Source organism: Burkholderia anthina, from assembly GCF_001547525.1.
Classification (GTDB): Bacteria; Pseudomonadota; Gammaproteobacteria; order Burkholderiales; family Burkholderiaceae; genus Burkholderia; species Burkholderia semiarida.
Window position 1 is genome coordinate 3007369 of record NZ_CM003768.1, and the last position, 17023, is coordinate 3024391.

Genomic DNA, 17023 nt, shown 5'->3' on the forward strand with positions numbered 1-17023 from the left:
CCGGTTTCTAATAATTTCCTTGTTTCGCGAGCGGCCGCACTCAATAATAGTACGGCCGTTCGATTTTATTCGAACCCCCGAACGGTTACAGAAATAGCTATGCGAAAAGGCGAACAGACGCGTGCCGCGATACTCGAAGCTGCTTTGGACCTCGCCAGCCGTGACGGGCTGGAGGGGCTGACGATCGGCCTGCTGGCCGAGCGCATGCAGATGAGCAAGAGCGGCGTGTTCGCGCACTTCGGATCGCGCGAGGACCTGCAGGTCGAGGTCGTCCGCGAGTACCACCATCGTTTCGAGAACGAGGTGTTCTTTCCGAGCCTGCGCGAGGCGCGCGGTCTGCCGCGTCTTCGGGCAATGCTGGCGCGCTGGATGGAGAAGCGCATCCAGGAGGTGACGACCGGGTGCATCTACATCAGCGGCGCGGTGGAGTACGACGACCGGCCGGACAGCCCCGTGCGCGAACAGTTGATCGCGAGCGTGACCGCCTGGCGTGCCGCGTTGCTGCGCGCCATTTCGCAGGCGATGGAAGAAGGGCATCTGCGCGCGGATACGGATCCGGAATTGATGCTCTTCGAGTTGTACAGCTTCACGCTCGGCCTGCATCACGACGCACGCTTCCTGCATTCGCCGGACGCCGTGCGCCTCACGTGGGCCGCGCTGGAAAAGACGATTGTTTCGTATCAGAGCGAGAGCCGTTAGCGGCGCGTGACCCGCCCGCCAGGAGCTCGAGCCGTTTGCCCACCTTTGGAGAGAGTCATGGGACAGTACGCCGCGCCGCTGCGCGACATGCAATTCGTGTTGCACGAGCTTCTGAACGTCGAAGCCGAAGTCAAGCAAATGCCCAAGCATGCGGACCTCGACGCCGACACGATCAACCAGGTCCTCGAGGAAGCGGGCAAGTTCTGCTCCGAGGTACTGTTCCCGCTGAACCAGGTCGGTGACCGCGAAGGCTGCACGTATGAAGGCGACGGCGTCGTGAAGACCCCGACCGGCTTCAAGGAGGCCTACCGGCAATACGTCGAGGCCGGCTGGCCGGCGCTCGGCTGCGATCCGGACTACGGCGGCCAGGGCCTGCCCGCGTTCGTGAACAACGCACTCTACGAAATGCTGAACTCGGCGAACCAGGCCTGGACGATGTATCCGGGCCTGTCGCACGGCGCGTACGAATGCCTGCACGCGCACGGCGCGCCGGAACTGCAGCAGCAATACCTGCCGAAGCTCGTGTCGGGCGAATGGACCGGCACGATGTGCCTGACCGAGCCGCACTGCGGCACCGATCTCGGCATCCTGCGCACCAAGGCCGAACCGAACGGCGACGGCTCGTACTCGATCAGCGGCACGAAGATCTTCATCTCGAGCGGCGAGCACGACATGTCGAAGAACATCGTCCACCTCGTGCTCGCGCGCCTGCCGGACGCGCCGCAAGGCACGAAGGGGATCTCGCTGTTCATCGTGCCGAAGTTCATTCCGGACGCTTCGGGCGAGCCCGGCGAGCGCAACGGCATCAAGTGCGGCTCGATCGAGCACAAGATGGGCATCCACGGCAACTCGACGTGCGTGATGAACCTCGACGGTGCGAAGGGCTGGATGGTCGGCGAGCCGAACAAGGGCTTGAACGCGATGTTCGTGATGATGAATGCCGCGCGTCTGGGTGTCGGCATGCAGGGCCTCGGCCTCACGGAAGTCGCGTACCAGAACTCGCTGACGTACGCGAAGGAACGCCTGCAGATGCGTTCGCTGACCGGCCCGAAGGCGCCGGACAAGCCGGCCGATCCGATCATCGTGCATCCGGACGTGCGCCGCATGCTGCTCACGCAGAAGGCCTACGCGGAAGGCGCGCGCGCATTCACGTACTGGTCCGCGCTGCAGATCGACAAGGAGCTGTCGCACGCCGACGAAGCGGTGCGCAAGGAAGCGGCCGACCTCGTCGCGCTGCTCACGCCGATCATCAAGGCGTTCCTGACCGACAACGCGTTCGAGTGCACGAACCATGCGATGCAGATCTACGGCGGCCACGGCTTCATCTCCGAGTGGGGCATGGAGCAGTACGTGCGCGACGCGCGGATCAACATGATCTACGAAGGCACGAACTCGATCCAGTCGCTCGACCTGCTGGGCCGCAAGGTGCTCGGCGACATGGGCGCGAAGCTGAAGAAGTTCGGCAAGCTCGTGACCGAATTCGCGGAAGCCGAAGGCGTGAAGCCCGAGATGGCCGAGTTCATCAACCCGCTCGCCGACATCGGTGAAAAGGTGCAGAAGCTGACGATGGAAATCGGCATGAAGGCGATGCAGAACCCGGACGAAGTCGGCGCCGCGGCCGTGCCGTACCTGCGCACCGTCGGCCACCTGGTGTTCTCGTACTTCTGGGCGCGCATGGCGCGCATCGCGCTCGACAACGAAGCGTCGGGCGATCCGTTCTACAAGTCGAAGCTCGCCACCGCCCGCTTCTACTTCGCGCGCCTGCTGCCCGAAACGGCATCGACGATCCGCGCCGCGCGCGCCGGTTCGAAGACGCTGATGGAAGTCGACGAATCGCTGTTCTGATCCAAGTCCGGGCGGTGCGCGCCGCGCGCCGCCCGAACGCAACGGTTCTGGTACTCACTTCGCCGTGCAGCCCCCATATTCCGCGCTGCACGACACTATCCGGAGACATCCCGTGAGCAATTTCCTGATTCGCAAGGTCGCCGTGCTGGGCGCCGGCGTGATGGGCGCGCAGATCGCCGCGCACCTCGTCAACGCGCGCGTGCCGGTGCTGCTGTTCGACCTGCCGGCCAAGGAAGGCCCGAAAAACGCGATCGCGCTGAAGGCGATCGAGAACCTGAAGAAGCTGTCGCCCGCGCCGTTCGGCGTGAAGGACGACGCGAAGTATCTCGAAGCGGCGAACTACGAGGACGACATCGCGAAGCTCGCCGAATGCGACGTCGTGATCGAGGCGATCGCCGAGCGGATGGACTGGAAGCACGACCTGTACAAGAAGGTCGCACCGCACATCGCCTCGCACGCGATCTTCGCGACCAACACGTCGGGCCTGTCGATCACGAAGCTGTCCGAAGGTTTCTCGGACGAGCTGAAGGCGCGCTTCTGCGGCGTGCATTTCTTCAACCCGCCGCGCTACATGCACCTCGTCGAGCTGATCCCGACCGCGCATACGCGCCCGGAAATCCTCGACCAGCTCGAAACCTTCCTGACGAGCGTCGTCGGCAAGGGCGTCGTGCGCGCGAAGGACACGCCGAACTTCATCGCGAACCGCGTCGGCATCTTCTCGATCCTCGCGGTGATCACCGAGGCCGCGAAGTTCGGCCTGCGCTTCGACGAAGTCGACGACCTGACGGGCAGCCGCCTCGGCCGCGCGAAGTCGGCGACGTTCCGCACCGCGGACGTGGTCGGCCTCGACACGATGGCGCACGTGATCAAGACGATGCAGGACAACCTCGCCGACGATCCGTTCTTCCCGGTCTACCAGACGCCCGCCGTGCTCGCCGAGCTGGTGAAGCAGGGCGCGCTCGGCCAGAAGACGGGCGGCGGGTTCTACAAGAAGGAAGGCAAGGCGATCAAGGTGCTCGACGCGAAGACGGGCACCTACGTCGACTCGGGCGCGAAGGCGGACGAAACGGTCGGCCGCATCCTGAAGCGTCCGCCGGCGGAACGCCTGAAGCTGCTGCGCGAGACGAACCATCCGCACGCGCAGTTCCTGTGGTCGATCTTCCGCGACGTGTTCCATTACATCGGCGTGCATCTCGAATCGATCGCCGACAACGCGCGCGACGTCGATCTCGCGATCCGCTGGGGCTTCGGCTGGAACGAAGGCCCGTTCGAAGGCTGGCAGGCCGCCGGCTGGAAGCAGGTCGCCGAGTGGGTGCAGGAAGACATCGCGGCCGGCAAGGCGCTCGCGAACGTGCCGCTGCCGTCGTGGGTGCTCGAAGGCCCGGTCGCCGAGAAGGGCGGCGTGCACACGGCCGAAGGCTCGTGGGCGCCGGCCGCCAAGCGTTTCGTGCCGCGTTCGGACCTGGCCGTGTACGACAAGCAGGTGTTCCGTGCGCCGCTCGTCGGCGAAGCCGGCGCCGACCCGAAGACGTACGGCAAGACGCTGTTCGAAACCGACGCGGTGCGCGCGTGGGTCGACGACCGTGCCGGCGAGGACGACGTCGTGATCGTGTCGTTCAAGTCGAAGATGAACACGATCGGACCGAGCGTGATCGACGGCCTCGTGCAGGCGATCGAACTCGCGGAGAAGGACTACAAGGGCGTGGTGATCTGGCAGCCGACGTCGCTGAAGCTCGGCACGCCGGGCGGCCCGTTCTCGGCCGGCGCGAACCTCGAAGAGGCGATGCCCGCGTTCATGATGGGCGGCGCGAAGGGCATCGAGCCGTTCGTGAAGAAGTTCCAGGAAGGCATGCTGCGCGTGAAGTACGCGAACGTGCCGGTCGTCGCGGCCGTGTCGGGCATCGCGCTCGGCGGCGGGTGCGAGCTGATGCTGCACAGCGCGAAGCGCGTCGTGCACGTCGAGAGCTACATCGGCCTCGTCGAAGTGGGCGTCGGCCTCGTGCCGGCCGGCGGCGGCCTGAAGGAAGCGGCACTGCGCGCAGCGGAAGCCGCGACGGCCGCGAACGCGACCACCGACATCCTGAAGTTCGTCACGAAGTCGTTCGAGAACGCGGCGATGGCGAAGGTGTCGTCGTCCGCGCACGACGCGCGTGCGATGGGCTACGTGAAGCCGTCCGACACGATCGTCTTCAACGTGTTCGAACTGCTCGACACCGCGAAGAAGGAAGCGCGTGCGCTGGCCGCCACCGGCTACCGCGCGCCGCTGCGCGCGAAGGACGTGCCGGTCGCGGGCCGCTCGGCGATCGCGACGATCAAGGCGTCGCTCGTCAACATGCGTGACGGCCGCTTCATCAGCGACCACGACTATCTGATCGCGAGCCGCATCGCCGAAGCCGTGTGCGGCGGCGACGTCGAAGCCGGCAGCCTCGTCGACGAAGAATGGCTGCTCGCGCTGGAGCGTCGCGCGTTCGTCGAGCTGCTCGGCACGCAGAAGACGCAGGAACGGATCATGGGCATGTTGCAGACCGGCAAGCCGGTGCGTAACTGAGCGAGCGGATAAGGCAAGGAGTTTCAAATGAGCAAACAACTGCAAGACGCATACATCGTCGCCGCCAGCCGCACGCCGATCGGCAAGGCCCCGCGCGGTGTCTTCAAGAACACGCGCCCCGACGAGCTGCTGGTTCACGCGATCAAGTCGGCGGTCGCTCAGGTGCCCGGCCTCGACACGAAGGTGATCGAGGACGCGATCATCGGCTGCGCGATTCCGGAAGCGGAGCAGGGCCTGAACGTCGCGCGCATGGGCGCGCTGCTGGCGGGCCTGCCGCAGACGGTCGGCGGCGTGACGGTCAACCGCTTCTGCGCGTCGGGCATCACCGCGCTGGCGATGGCGGCGGACCGCATCCGCGTCGGCGAATCGGATGCGATCTTCGCGGGCGGCTGCGAATCGATGAGCATGGTGCCGATGATGGGCAACAAGCCGTCGATGTCGCCGCACATCTTCGATCGCAGCGAAGACTTCGGCATCGCGTACGGGATGGGCCTGACGGCCGAGCGCGTCGCCGAGCAGTGGAAGGTGAGCCGCGAGGACCAGGACGCGTTCTCGGTCGAGTCGCACCGCAAGGCGCTCGCCGCGCAGCAGGCCGGCGAGTTCGGCGACGAAATCGCGGCGTACACGATCACCGAGCGTTTCCCGAACCTCGCGACCGGCGAGGTCGACGTGAAGACGCGCGAAATCAAGCTCGACGAAGGTCCGCGCGCGGATACGTCGCTCGAAGGCCTCGCGAAGCTGCGCACGGTGTTCGCGAACAAGGGCTCGGTCACGGCCGGCAACAGCTCGCAGACGTCGGACGGCGCGGGTGCGCTGCTCGTCGTGTCGGAGAAGGTGCTCAAGCAATTCAACCTGACGCCGCTCGCGCGCTTCGTGAGCTTCGCGGTGCGTGGCGTGCCGCCGGAAATCATGGGCATCGGTCCGAAGGAAGCGATTCCGGCCGCGCTGAAGGCCGCCGGCCTGAAACAGGACGATCTCGACTGGATCGAACTGAACGAAGCGTTCGCCGCGCAATCGCTGGCGGTGATGCGCGACCTCGGCCTCGATCCGTCGAAGGTCAACCCGATGGGCGGCGCGATCGCACTGGGCCACCCGCTCGGCGCGACCGGCGCAATCCGCGCGGCGACCGTCGTGCACGGCCTGCGCCGCCGCAACCTGAAGTACGGGATGGTCACGATGTGCGTCGGCACCGGCATGGGCGCCGCGGGCATCATCGAGCGCCTGTAAGCGAGGCGCGGATAAAAGCGACGACGGTGCGCGGGCCACGAGCTCGCGCACCGTTTTTTCATTCCGGTAGAGACAGTCAAAGGAGACGGTTGTGGCCGACATTCAAGTGGAACGCGCCGACGGCGTGATGACGATCACGATCGCGCGCCCGGCGAAGAAGAATGCGCTGACGGCGGCGATGTACCAGACGATGGCCGACGCGCTCGCCGACGCGCAGGAAGACAAGGCGACGCGCGTGATCCTGCTGCGCGGCAGCGACGGCAATTTCAGCGCGGGCAACGATCTCGAGGATTTCCTGAAGTCGCCGCCGACGGACGATTCGGCATCGGTCTTCCAGTTCCTGGCGCGGATCAGCAGCGCGAGCAAGCCGATCGTGGCGGCCGTGCCGGGCATCGCGGTCGGCGTCGGCGTGACGATGCTGCTGCACTGCGATCTGGTCTACGCGGCCGACACCGCGACGTTCTCGCTGCCTTTCGTGCAGCTCGGGCTGTGCCCGGAAGCCGCGTCGAGCGCGTTGCTGCCGCGCCTGACCGGCCATCAGGTCGCCGCCGAGAAGCTGCTGCTCGGCGAGGCGTTCGACGCGCTGGAAGCGCACCGGATCGGCATCGTGAACCGCGTGCTGCCGGCGGCCGAGCTCGACGCGTTCGCGGCGAAGCAGGCGGCGAAGCTGGCGGCGCTGCCGGCGGCATCGCTGCGTGTGACGAAGGCGCTGCTCAAGGAGACGGGCGGCGTGGCGACGCCCGCGCGGATGGCCGAGGAAGCGCGCCATTTCTCGGCGATGCTGCGCGCGCCGGAAGCGCGCGAGGCGATGACGGCGTTCTTCGAGAAGCGCAAGCCGGATTTCCGTCAGTTCGACTGACCTGGCAGGCCGCGCCGGCGGTGGCTTGCCGGCGCGGCTTCGACCGCGATCAGGCCGTGCCGTAGTCGACGTGGCCCGTTTCGCGGCAGAAGCTGACGAGCCGCAAGCCGGCCGCCTTCGCGATCTCGATCGCGAGCGACGACGGCGCGGAGATGGTCGCGACCAGCGGGATGCCGACCCGTGCGGCCTTGCGTACCAGCTCATAGCTCGCGCGGCTCGACAGGAACACGAAGCCGTCGGTGGTATCGGCACGCGACAGCACGAGCGAGCCGATCAGCTTGTCGAGCGCATTGTGGCGGCCGACATCCTCGAAGGCCGCGCGGATCGCGCCTGTTGCGTCGCACCACGCGGCCGCATGCAGGCCGCCGGTCAGTTTCGTCAGCGCCTGATGCGCCGGCAGCGCATGCGCGGCGCGCGCCAGCGCATCGGGCGCGAGGCGCGCGAGAAAGCCGGTATCGGGCACGCGTTCGGGCGCGAGATCGAGCAGGTCGATGCTTTCGATGCCGCACACGCCGCAGCCCGTGCGCCCGGCGAGCGCGCGGCGGCGGTCCTTCAGCGCGGCGAACGCCTGCTGGACGACTTCCAGGTGGACTTCCGCGTGCGGCAACGGCGCGTCGGCGTGCAGGATCACCTCGATGTCCTTGATGTCGCTGCCGCGCGCGACGATTCCCTCCGAGATCGCGAAGCCGACCGCGAACGCTTCGAGGTCGCATGGCGTACACATCATCACCGCGTGCGAGATGCCGTTGAAGACGAGCGCGACCGGCCATTCCTGGCCGACGAAGTCGTGCGCGGTTTCGACCGCGCCGCCGCGCGTGCGGCTCACGGGCAGCTCGATCGCGCCGCGCGGCTCATCGCGCAACGCGTCGCGCGGATCGTCTGATTGGGTCGGATTCACGAGCACTCCCGTTGATTCGACGCACGGCCGGCGACGATCGTGCCGCCGCCCGCGCGCAGAGGTTCTAAAATACCCCAGGCAAGCCGGCCGCGCCGGCATCCGCCACGTCAGGTAACGACCATGGGACTCAGCGACGCTCCGTTGCTCTTCAACTTCGAACACGATTCGTCGGAAAACTTCACGTACATCCCGATGATCGTGCGTTTCAATCTCGACCGCTTCGGGCTGCGGATTTCGCTCGAACAGTGGCAACTGCTGCCGCTCGAGGACCGCAAGCTGCTCGCGCGCTTCCCGGCCGACGACGACACCGCGATCGAGCCCAACTTCGATCATGCGTTGTTCGAAATGCTGCGCACGCACGCCGATCTGGAGCCGTCATGGTTTCAGCCGGACGAGCAGCCGGCCTGGCGCGACGTCGACACGGTGCCGGAGTCGCTCGTTCAGCAAAGCGCGCTGGCCGGGCTGCCGGCGCCCGCGCTCGCGCAGTGGCAGCGGCTCGCGCCGTTCCAGCGCTACGTGCTGGTGAAGCTGTCGCGCAAGCCGAAGCTGAATCACGATTTCCTGCCCGCGATGCGGGAGTTCGGGCTGACGGCCACGCACTGACGGCCGCCTGCCGCGCCGCGGCGCGTGCCCGCGTCAGAGCGGCGGCAGTTGCCGCGGCTTGCGGTCCGGGCCGGTCGCGACGTAGGTGAGCGTCGCTTCGGTGACCTTCACGACTTCGCCCATCAGGCGCATGCGCTGCGCGTACACCTCGACGTCGACCGTGATCGACGTGTTGCCGGTGCGCATGATGGTGGCGTAGAAGCTCAGCAGATCGCCGACGAATACCGGCTGCTTGAACACGAACGAGTTGACCGCGACCGTCGCGACGCGGCCGTTCGCGCGCTGGCTCGCGGGGATCGAGCCGGCGATGTCGACCTGCGACATGATCCAGCCGCCGAACACGTCGCCGTGAACGTTCGCGTCGTGCGGTTGCGGGACGACGCGCAGCGCGGGCTGCTTCTGCGGGAGTTCGAGGGTCGAATCGGTCATGGCGGGGGCTTTCATCCTGTAATAAATGGGCCGCCGCGCGCAGGCCGGCCGGCAAGGCCGCCGGCAGCGGCGCGAAGCGGCTTCTGCGACAATACAACGTTCGCAAATTGTACGAGAAAGCGCGCGAGCCGGCCGTCGATACGCGCGTCCGGCATCGCCGCAGGACCTTTTCCCCATGCGCCGATTTCCCGCTTCCGGCGAGCCCGCGCCGGCTTCGACCGGGCCCCGCAACGACTGGCAGACGATCCGGTCGCTGCTGCCGTACCTGACCACCTACAAATGGCGCGTCGCGCTCGCGCTCGGCTGCCTGATCGGCGCGAAGGTCGCGAACCTCGGCGTGCCGGTCGTGATGAAGCGCATCGTCGACCACCTGTCCGCCGTGCAGCAGCTCACCGCGCTCGGCCGGGCCGAGCAGTCGGCCGGGATCGTGCTCGCGGGCGGCGTCGGGCTGCTGGTCGTCGCGTACGCGCTCGTGCGGCTGTCGACGTCGCTCTTTACCGAGCTGCGCGAGATCCTGTTCTCGAAGGTCACGGAGAGCGCGGTGCGCCAGCTCGCGCTGCAGGTGTTCCGGCACCTGCACGGGCTGTCGCTGCGGTTTCATCTCGAACGCCAGACGGGCGGCATGTCGCGCGACATCGAGCGCGGCACGCGCGGCATCCAGCAACTGATTTCGTATTCGCTGTACAGCATCCTGCCGACGCTCGTCGAGGTCGGGCTCGTGCTCGGCTTCTTCGTGGTCAAGTACGAGGCGTACTACGCGTACGTGACGTTCGCGGCGCTCGTCACGTACATCGTGTTCACCGTGAAGGTCACCAACTGGCGCACGCACTTCCGCCGCACGATGAACGAGCTCGATTCGCGCGCGAACTCGCGGGCGATCGATTCGCTGATCAACTACGAGACGGTGAAGTACTTCGGCAACGAGGAGTGGGAGGCGCAGCGCTACGACGAGAACCTGAAGCGCTACCGGAAGGCCGCGATCCGCTCGCAGAACTCGCTGTCGGTGCTGAACTTCGGCCAGCAGGCGATCATCGGCACGGGGCTCGTGTTCATCCTGTGGCGCGCGACACAGGGCGTGCTCGCGGGGAAGCTGACGCTCGGCGATCTCGTGCTGATCAACACGTTCATGCTGCAGCTGTACATCCCGCTGAATTTCCTGGGCGTCGTCTATCGCGAGCTGAAGCAGAGCCTCACCGACATGGATCGGATGTTCGGGCTGCTGTCGGCGCCGAAGGAAGTGGCCGACCGGCCGGATGCGCCGCCGCTCGCGGTGGCCGGCGCGCAGGTGCGCTTCGAGCACGTGAACTTCGCGTACGAGCCGTCGCGGCCGATCCTGCACGACGTGACCTTTACGATCGAGGCCGGCACGACGACCGCGGTAGTCGGCCACAGCGGTTCGGGGAAATCGACGCTGTCGCGGCTGCTGTTCCGCTTCTACGATCTCGACCGGCAGACGGGCGGCGCGATCCGGATCGACGGGCAGGACATTCGCGACGTCACGCAGGAATCGCTGCGCGCGTCGATCGGGATCGTGCCGCAGGACACCGTGCTGTTCAACGACTCGATCTACTACAACATCGCGTACGGCCGGCCGACGGCGAGCCGCGACGAGGTGGTCGCGGCCGCGCGCGCCGCGCACATCCACGATTTCATCGAGAGCTTGCCGAAGGGCTATGACACGCCGGTCGGCGAGCGCGGGCTGAAGCTGTCGGGCGGCGAGAAGCAGCGCGTCGCGATCGCGCGCACGCTGCTGAAGGATCCGCCGGTGCTGCTGTTCGACGAAGCGACGTCGGCGCTCGATTCGCGCTCGGAACGCGCGATCCAGCACGAACTCGACCAGATCGCGCGGCATCGCACGACGCTCGTGATCGCGCACCGGCTGTCGACGGTCGTGCACGCGCAGCAGATTCTCGTGATGGATCACGGGCGGATCGTCGAGCGCGGCACGCACGACGAACTCGTGCGCGCCGACGGGCTGTATGCGCAGATGTGGGCGCTGCAGCAGCAGCGCGCGGCAGCCGGCGGGGAAGAGGCCGAGGCCGCGTAACGGCTTGCGGGTGTGCTGCGTGCGGCGGCGCGCAGCGGGCGGCCGGCACGACGGTGCGCGGCCGTCCGTCGGCTCAGCTCAGCCCGCGGCGCGCAGGCGCGCGTCGAGCTCGCCGAGCTGCGCGGGCGTGCCGACGTTCTCCCAGATGCCTTCGTACAGTTCGCCGCTCGCGTGGCCGGCCTCGATCGCCGCGCGGTAGTACGGCGTCAGCGCGCGCCGCGTGCCGGGCGCGAGATCGCGGAACATCCGTGTGTCGTACAGGCCGATGTTGCCGAACGTGAAGCGCGCGGCGCCGTCGAGCGCGAGACGGCCGTCGTCGCCGAGCGCGAAGTCGCCGGCCGGGTGGAACGGCGGGTTCGGCACCATCACGAGGTGCATCGCCGGCGTGTCGAGTGCGGCCATCCGGGCGGCGCGCGGCGCGAGCGTCCGGTAGTCGAAGGCGCAGTACACGTCGCCGCTGACGGCCGCGAACACCGCCGGTTGGCCGTCGCGCTCGATGAGCGGCAGCGCCTGTGCGATGCCGCCGGCGGTTTCCAGCGCTTCACCTTCGGCCGAATACGCGATCCGCACGCCCCAGCGCGAACCATCGCCGAGCGCGGCCTCGATCCGTTCGCCGAGCCACGCATGGTTGATCACGATCGTGTCGATGCCCGCACGCGCGAGCGCCTCGATCTGCCACACGATCAGCGGCTTGCCGCCGGCTTCGAGCAACGGCTTCGGGCAGGTGTCGGTCAGCGGACGCATCCGTTCGCCGCGTCCGGCGGCGAAGATCATCGCCGTGGTCAGGGGAGTGCTCATGTTCGACTGGGTGTGGGGGCGCTCAGAACGTATAGCCGACGTCGGCCGGCGCGTTGCCCTCGAGCTCGTCGAGCAGCTTCGCGAACGGCACGAGCGGGCGATAGCGCAGCGCGACCTTGCGCGCATACGTGAGGAAGCGCGGCAGGTCGTTCAGGTAGTGCGGCTTGCCGTCGCGGTAGTTGATGCGCGCGAACAGGCCGAGGATCTTGATGTGGCGCTGCAGGCCCATCCATTCGAGCTGGCGGTAGAAATCGCCGAAGTCGGGATCGACCGGCAGGCCGGCCTTTTTCGCCTTTTCCCAGTAGTACGCGAAGCAGTCGAGCTCGAATTCCTCGTCCCAGCTGATGAACGCGTCGCGCAGCAGCGACACGACGTCGTACGTCAGCGGCCCGTACACGGCGTCCTGGAAGTCGAGCACGCCCGGGTTCGGTTCGCAGACCATCAGGTTGCGCGGCATGAAGTCGCGCAGCATGAAGCCTTGCGGCTGCGCGTGCGCGCTCGCGACCAGCAGCGCGAACGTGCGGTCGAGCGTGCCGCGCATCGCGTCGGTGACGGGCTTGCCGAGGTGGCGGCCGACGAACCATTCGGGCATCAGCTCCATTTCGCGGCGCAGGAACGCTTCGTCGAACGGCGGCAGCACGTCGGGCTTCGACGTGAGCTGGAAGCGGATCAGCGCGTCGAGCGCCGCGCGCATCAGCGGTTTTGCGGCGGCCGGGTCGGCCGGATCGAGCACCGAGATGTACGACGTGCGGCCGAGGTCCGTCACGAGCATGAAGCCCGCGTCGAAATCGTGGGCGAGCACGTCCGGCACGTGGTCGCCGGCCGCGGCGAGCAACTGCGCGACCTGGACGAATTCGCGGCACTTCTCGGGCGGCGGCGCGTCGACGGCGATCAGCGTGCCGCCGGGGCTCGCGGCGGACGCGACGCGGAAATAGCGGCGGAAACTGGCGTCCGACGACGCGGGCGCGAGGGTCGACAGATCGAGGGCGTAGCGCCCGGCGAGCGGGCGCAGCCACGCGGTGAGCGCGTCGAGGCGGGCGTCGGGCTGGGATGCGGCGGATGGGGGCGTCATGAAACTCGGCGGAGGGGGGAACGTCTTGCCATATAATACCCCACGACTTTTTTGACGCGCCCCGCGTCAGCTTCCGCCGTGCAGGCCCGCGCCTGTCGCGACGTCCGCCCGATCGCCTCCCCGGTTTGCGAAGAGCCGCAGTCGCGGCTCGACGGCGCGGCCCGCCGCGCGCGAAGGTGCCGTGCAGGCGCGGTTGACAAGGGGCGATTCGCCAAACGATAGATGCCGCCCAAACCGCTATTCCCGAATGTTTTCCCCGGTGACGGGGCGCCGCGCAAACGGCGGCTCGCGCTCGCGCTCCTGGCCGTGCCCGGCCTCGTGCCGGCCGTGTCGTACGCGCAGCTGTCGGGCGCCGCTGCGCAGCCGCAGCCGCTCGACTCGCCGTGGGATCTGCGTCTCGCACCCCAGCTCGAGGATCATCCGCTGAAGGACGGCGCGAAGCCGGCCGCCTTCGTGATCGCCGACCACACGAGCGGCACGGCCGAGCAGGATCTCGCCGCGAAGGGCTCCGCCGAGCTGCGGCGCGGCGATGCCATCGTGAAGGCCGACGCGATCCACTACGATCAGGATACCGACATGGCCGATGCGTACGGCCAGGTCAAGGTGATCAACGGCGGCACGTCGTTCGCGGGCCCCGAGGCGCACCTGAAGGTCGAGGCGAACCAGGGCTTCATGACCGCGCCGAAGTATCACTTCAACGTGACGGGCGGGTCGGGCAGCGCGGAGCGCGTCGACATGGTCGACAACGAGCGCTCGGTGTTCGTCAACGGCACGTACACCGCATGCCAGTGCGCGACGAATCCCGCGTGGTACATCAAGGGCAGCCGCTTCGACTTCGATACGGGCGCCGACGAGGGCACCGCGCGCAACGGCGTGCTGTTCTTCCAGGGCGTGCCGATCTTCGCGAGCCCGTGGATGACGTTCCCGCTGTCGGGCGAGCGGCGCAGCGGCCTGCTGCCGCCGACGTTCTCGGTGAACTCGAGCAACGGCTTCGAGCTGTCGCTGCCGTACTACTTCAACATCGCGCCGAACCGCGACCTGACGCTCACGCCGCGCATCATCTCGCGGCGCGGCGTGATGGCCGAGGCGACGTTCCGCTATCTGTCGCCGTCGTATTCGGGCACGTTCACGGCCAATTACCTGCCGGACGACCGGCTCGCGCACCGCAACCGCTACGCGATCTACTGGCAGCACCAGCAGAACTTCGGCGGCGGTTTCGGCGGCTACGTCTATTACAACAAGGTCTCGGACAACACGTATCCGGAAGACCTCGGGTCGGCGAACCAGTTCATCAACGGGACGCAGACGCTGTACCAGCAGGAAGCCGGCCTTACGTACAACAACGGCCCGTGGTCGGTGCTCGCGCGCTACCAGCACTGGCAGACGCTGCCGCCGTCGATCGCGCCGTACAGCCGCGAGCCGCAGTTGAACGTGAAGTACACGAAGTACAACGTCGGCGGCTTCGACTTCGGCGCGGAAGCCGATTATTCGCGGTTCCGCATCACGACCGCCGACGCGACCGAAGGCGACCGCATCGTCTTCAATCCGTACATCTCGTACGGCGTGTACGGGCCCGGCTACTTCGTCGTGCCGAAGGTCCAGTACCACTTCGCGTCGTACGACCTGAACTACCTGTCGTCGACCACGCCGAACAGCCCGAAGCGCTTCACCGAGTCGATCCCGACCGTGAGCTTCGACACGGGCCTGATCTTCGATCGTTCGGTGCGCCTGTTCGGCCAGGACTTCATCCAGACCCTCGAGCCGCGCCTGTACTACGTGTACACGCCGTATCGCGACCAGTCGAACGCGCCGCTGTTCGACACCGCGGAATCGGACTTCGGCCTCGCGGAGATCTACCAGCCGAACACGTTCGTCGGCAACGACCGGATCGCCGACGCGAACCGGATCACGGCCGGCCTCACGTCGCGCTTCATCGATCCGCGCACCGGCGACGAGCGCGCGCGCTTCGTGATCGCGCAGCAGTACTACTTCGCGGATCAGCGCGTCACGCTGACGCCCGGGCAGAGCGCCGTGCTGGCGCGCCACTCGGACCTGATCGTCGGCGCCGCGCTGAAGCTCGGCTCGGGCTTCATGTCGGAAACGGCGTTCCAGTACAACCAGAACAACAACCAGCTCGTGAAGTCGAGTATCGGTTTCGGCTACAGCCCGGGCGAGCGCCGCGTGATCAACGTCGGCTACCGTTATACGCGCACGAACACCACGCTCGACAACCAGCCGATCAACCAGTTCCTGGTGTCCGCGCAGTGGCCGCTCACGCGCCGCCTGTATGCGATCGGCCGCTTCAACTACGACTTCGCCGGAGATCGCGTGGTCGACGGTCTGGTCGGCTTACAATACGACGCGGATTGCTGGGCGCTCGGGGTCGGGGTGCAGCGGGCCGCGAACGGCATCAATACGTCGGGACAGCAGAACTCGTCGACGCGATTCATGATGCAGCTGACGCTCAAGGGCTTGTCGACCATCGACAACGGCCTCGTGTCCGCATTCCGCGCCGGGGTGCCGGGCTACACGCCGTTGCCGCCGCCGCCGCCGCCGATGTCCCGCTTCAGCAACTACGAGTAACGCCGGCATGTCTGCACCGGTCAGCACGATTTCAATGGAGTTTCAGTGGCAATGAAGAAAACCCTTCGTTTCGCGGCAGTCGTGTCCAGCCTCGCCGCGTCCGCCGCGCTGCTCGCCGCCGCGCCCGCTGCGGCGCAGGCGCTCGGTTCGCAAGGTGCGCAGCTCGCCGACGAAGTCGTCGCGGTCGTCAACAACGACGTGATCACCGGCCGCGAACTCGACCAGCGCGTCGGCCTGATCGCGCGCCGGCTGCAGCAGCAGAACGCGCCGGTGCCGCCGGCCGACCAGTTGCGCGCGCAGGTGCTGAACCAGATGGTGCTCGAGCGTATCCAGGTGCAAAAGGCCAAGGACGACGGGATCCGCATCGACGACGCGACCGTGCAGGCCACGCTGCAGCGTCTCGCGCAGGCGAACGGGATGACGCTCGACCAGTACCGCGCGCGTCTCGAGGCGCAAGGCGTGCCGTGGAGCATCTTCACGAACGATGCGCGTACCGAGCTGATGCTGTCGAAGCTGCGTGAGCGCGAAGTCGACGGCAAGATCACGGTGTCGGACGCCGAGGTCGCGAACTACATCGCGAGCCAGCGCGGGCCGAACGCGGCGCAGCAGCAGGACCTGCGCTTCCAGCACATCTTCATCAAGGCGCCCACCAACGCGCCGCAGGCCGACATCGAAGCCGCGCAGAAGAAGGCCGAAGCGCTGCTGCAGCAGGCGAAGTCGGGCGCCGATTTCGAGCGCCTCGCGAAGAACAACTCCGAAGCGAACGACGCGAAGAAGGGCGGCGATCTCGGCTTCAAGTCGCCGAGCGCGCTGCCGGCCGACGTCGTCGACGCCGCGTCGAAGCTGCGCCCGGGCCAGGTCAACCCGACGCTGATCCGCGTGCCGGACGGCTTCGAGATCGTGCGTCTCGTCGACCGCCGCCAGAGCCAGGGCGCGAGCGCCGCGGCGCCGAAGATCGTGCAGACGCACGTGCGCCACATCCTGCTGCGCGTTGGCGAAGGCAAGTCGGAAGGCCAGGCGCGCCAGCAATTGAGCGACATCCGCAACCAGGTCGAGGCCGGCGGCGATTTCGCGAAGTTCGCGCGTACCTACTCGCAGGACGGCTCGGCGTCGCAGGGCGGCGATCTCGGCTGGATCAGCCCGGGCGAGACCGTGCCGGAATTCGAGCGCGCGATGAACAGCCTGCAGGACGGCCAGATCAGCCAGCCGATTCGCACCGAGTACGGCTACCACCTGATCCAGGTGCTGAGCCGCCGTGAAGCGGAAGGGTCGGTGCAGCAGCAGATGGACATCGCCCGCCAGGCGATCGGCCAGCGCAAGGCCGAACAGGCGTATGCCGACTGGCTGCGCGAGCTGCGCGATTCGTCGTACGTGCAGTACAAGATCGGCGGCGTCGGCCCGGCGAACTGAGCGAG

At 67.3% G+C, this 17023-nt stretch carries 13 protein-coding genes; 9 read left to right on the forward strand and 4 right to left on the reverse strand.

What is annotated here, in order from left to right; all coding sequences use genetic code 11:
• The first annotated feature begins 99 nt into the window (after window positions 1-99).
• The 5 genes from WS64_RS13735 to WS64_RS13755 all read left to right on the forward strand — a co-directional run bounded on the left by WS64_RS13735 (window position 100) and on the right by WS64_RS13755 (window position 7178).
• A complete protein-coding gene (locus WS64_RS13735; protein ID WP_059578757.1) occupies window positions 100-699 on the forward strand; it encodes a TetR/AcrR family transcriptional regulator in 600 nt (199 codons plus the stop codon).
• A gap of 57 nt (window positions 700-756) precedes the next feature.
• Window positions 757-2544 (forward strand): acyl-CoA dehydrogenase C-terminal domain-containing protein, encoded by a 1788-nt coding sequence (locus WS64_RS13740; RefSeq protein WP_059578755.1) that lies wholly within the window; start codon window positions 757-759, stop codon window positions 2542-2544.
• 112 nt (window positions 2545-2656) lie between these two features.
• Complete coding sequence (locus WS64_RS13745; protein ID WP_059578752.1) at window positions 2657-5092, forward strand: 3-hydroxyacyl-CoA dehydrogenase/enoyl-CoA hydratase family protein; 2436 nt, start codon at window positions 2657-2659, stop codon at window positions 5090-5092.
• Between the two features lie 27 nt (window positions 5093-5119).
• Window positions 5120-6319: an acetyl-CoA C-acyltransferase gene (locus WS64_RS13750; protein WP_059642934.1), complete on the forward strand. Its 1200-nt coding sequence runs from the start codon at window positions 5120-5122 to the stop codon at window positions 6317-6319.
• Window positions 6320-6410: 91 nt separating this feature from the next.
• Complete coding sequence (locus WS64_RS13755; protein WP_060966676.1) at window positions 6411-7178, forward strand: enoyl-CoA hydratase; 768 nt, start codon at window positions 6411-6413, stop codon at window positions 7176-7178.
• A 49-nt stretch (window positions 7179-7227) separates the two neighbouring features.
• Here the strand turns inward: WS64_RS13755 and fdhD are convergent, their stop codons facing one another.
• Window positions 7228-8082 (reverse strand): formate dehydrogenase accessory sulfurtransferase FdhD, encoded by an 855-nt coding sequence (gene fdhD, locus WS64_RS13760; RefSeq protein ID WP_155720426.1) that lies wholly within the window; start codon window positions 8080-8082, stop codon window positions 7228-7230.
• A 114-nt stretch (window positions 8083-8196) separates the two neighbouring features.
• On the opposite strand from fdhD, the gene WS64_RS13765 reads away from it, so the two are divergent.
• The gene (locus WS64_RS13765) at window positions 8197-8679 is read left to right on the forward strand and encodes a nitrate reductase associated protein (RefSeq protein WP_059642940.1); all 483 of its coding nucleotides are present in this window, start codon (window positions 8197-8199) and stop codon (window positions 8677-8679) included.
• Between the two features lie 33 nt (window positions 8680-8712).
• On the opposite strand, the gene WS64_RS13770 is transcribed toward WS64_RS13765, so the two are convergent.
• Window positions 8713-9108, reverse strand: coding sequence for an acyl-CoA thioesterase (locus WS64_RS13770; protein ID WP_006485741.1), 396 nt, complete (start codon window positions 9106-9108; stop codon window positions 8713-8715).
• A gap of 175 nt (window positions 9109-9283) precedes the next feature.
• Here WS64_RS13770 and WS64_RS13775 point away from each other — a divergent pair, with 175 nt between their 5' ends.
• Window positions 9284-11155, forward strand: a complete 1872-nt coding sequence (locus WS64_RS13775; RefSeq protein ID WP_060314964.1) for an ABCB family ABC transporter ATP-binding protein/permease — start codon at window positions 9284-9286, stop codon at window positions 11153-11155.
• A 78-nt stretch (window positions 11156-11233) separates the two neighbouring features.
• Here WS64_RS13775 and murU read toward each other — a convergent pair whose 3' ends face one another.
• Both murU and WS64_RS13785 read right to left on the reverse strand, forming a co-directional pair.
• Window positions 11234-11953 (reverse strand): N-acetylmuramate alpha-1-phosphate uridylyltransferase MurU, encoded by a 720-nt coding sequence (gene murU / locus WS64_RS13780; protein WP_060966677.1) that lies wholly within the window; start codon window positions 11951-11953, stop codon window positions 11234-11236.
• Window positions 11954-11975: 22 nt separating this feature from the next.
• Entirely contained in the window at window positions 11976-13025 is a 1050-nt protein-coding gene (locus WS64_RS13785) for an aminoglycoside phosphotransferase family protein (RefSeq protein ID WP_060966678.1), read from the reverse strand.
• 222 nt (window positions 13026-13247) lie between these two features.
• On the opposite strand from WS64_RS13785, the gene WS64_RS13790 reads away from it, so the two are divergent.
• Both WS64_RS13790 and WS64_RS13795 read left to right on the forward strand, forming a co-directional pair.
• Window positions 13248-15608 carry an LPS-assembly protein LptD gene (locus WS64_RS13790; RefSeq protein ID WP_060966679.1) on the forward strand — a complete coding sequence of 787 codons (2361 nt, stop codon included), beginning with the start codon at window positions 13248-13250 and terminating at the stop codon, window positions 15606-15608.
• Between the two features lie 51 nt (window positions 15609-15659).
• Entirely contained in the window at window positions 15660-17018 is a 1359-nt protein-coding gene (locus tag WS64_RS13795) for a peptidylprolyl isomerase (RefSeq protein ID WP_059642955.1), read from the forward strand.
• The last annotated feature ends 5 nt before the right edge of the window (window positions 17019-17023 follow it).

What these genes read in the sequence shown, in the direction of transcription:
- WS64_RS13740 (WP_059578755.1), top strand. Translation starts at nt 757, where the DNA reads ATGGGACAGTACGCCGCGCCGCTGCGCGACATGCAATTCGTGTTGCAC.
- WS64_RS13735 (WP_059578757.1), top strand. Translation starts at nt 100, where the DNA reads ATGCGAAAAGGCGAACAGACGCGTGCCGCGATACTCGAAGCTGCTTTG.
- WS64_RS13785 (WP_060966678.1), bottom strand. Translation starts at nt 13,025, where the DNA reads ATGACGCCCCCATCCGCCGCATCCCAGCCCGACGCCCGCCTCGACGCG.
- WS64_RS13795 (WP_059642955.1), top strand. Translation starts at nt 15,660, where the DNA reads ATGAAGAAAACCCTTCGTTTCGCGGCAGTCGTGTCCAGCCTCGCCGCG.
- murU (WP_060966677.1), bottom strand. Translation starts at nt 11,953, where the DNA reads ATGAGCACTCCCCTGACCACGGCGATGATCTTCGCCGCCGGACGCGGC.
- WS64_RS13770 (WP_006485741.1), bottom strand. Translation starts at nt 9,108, where the DNA reads ATGACCGATTCGACCCTCGAACTCCCGCAGAAGCAGCCCGCGCTGCGC.
- WS64_RS13775 (WP_060314964.1), top strand. Translation starts at nt 9,284, where the DNA reads ATGCGCCGATTTCCCGCTTCCGGCGAGCCCGCGCCGGCTTCGACCGGG.
- WS64_RS13790 (WP_060966679.1), top strand. Translation starts at nt 13,248, where the DNA reads ATGCCGCCCAAACCGCTATTCCCGAATGTTTTCCCCGGTGACGGGGCG.
- WS64_RS13750 (WP_059642934.1), top strand. Translation starts at nt 5,120, where the DNA reads ATGAGCAAACAACTGCAAGACGCATACATCGTCGCCGCCAGCCGCACG.
- WS64_RS13765 (WP_059642940.1), top strand. Translation starts at nt 8,197, where the DNA reads ATGGGACTCAGCGACGCTCCGTTGCTCTTCAACTTCGAACACGATTCG.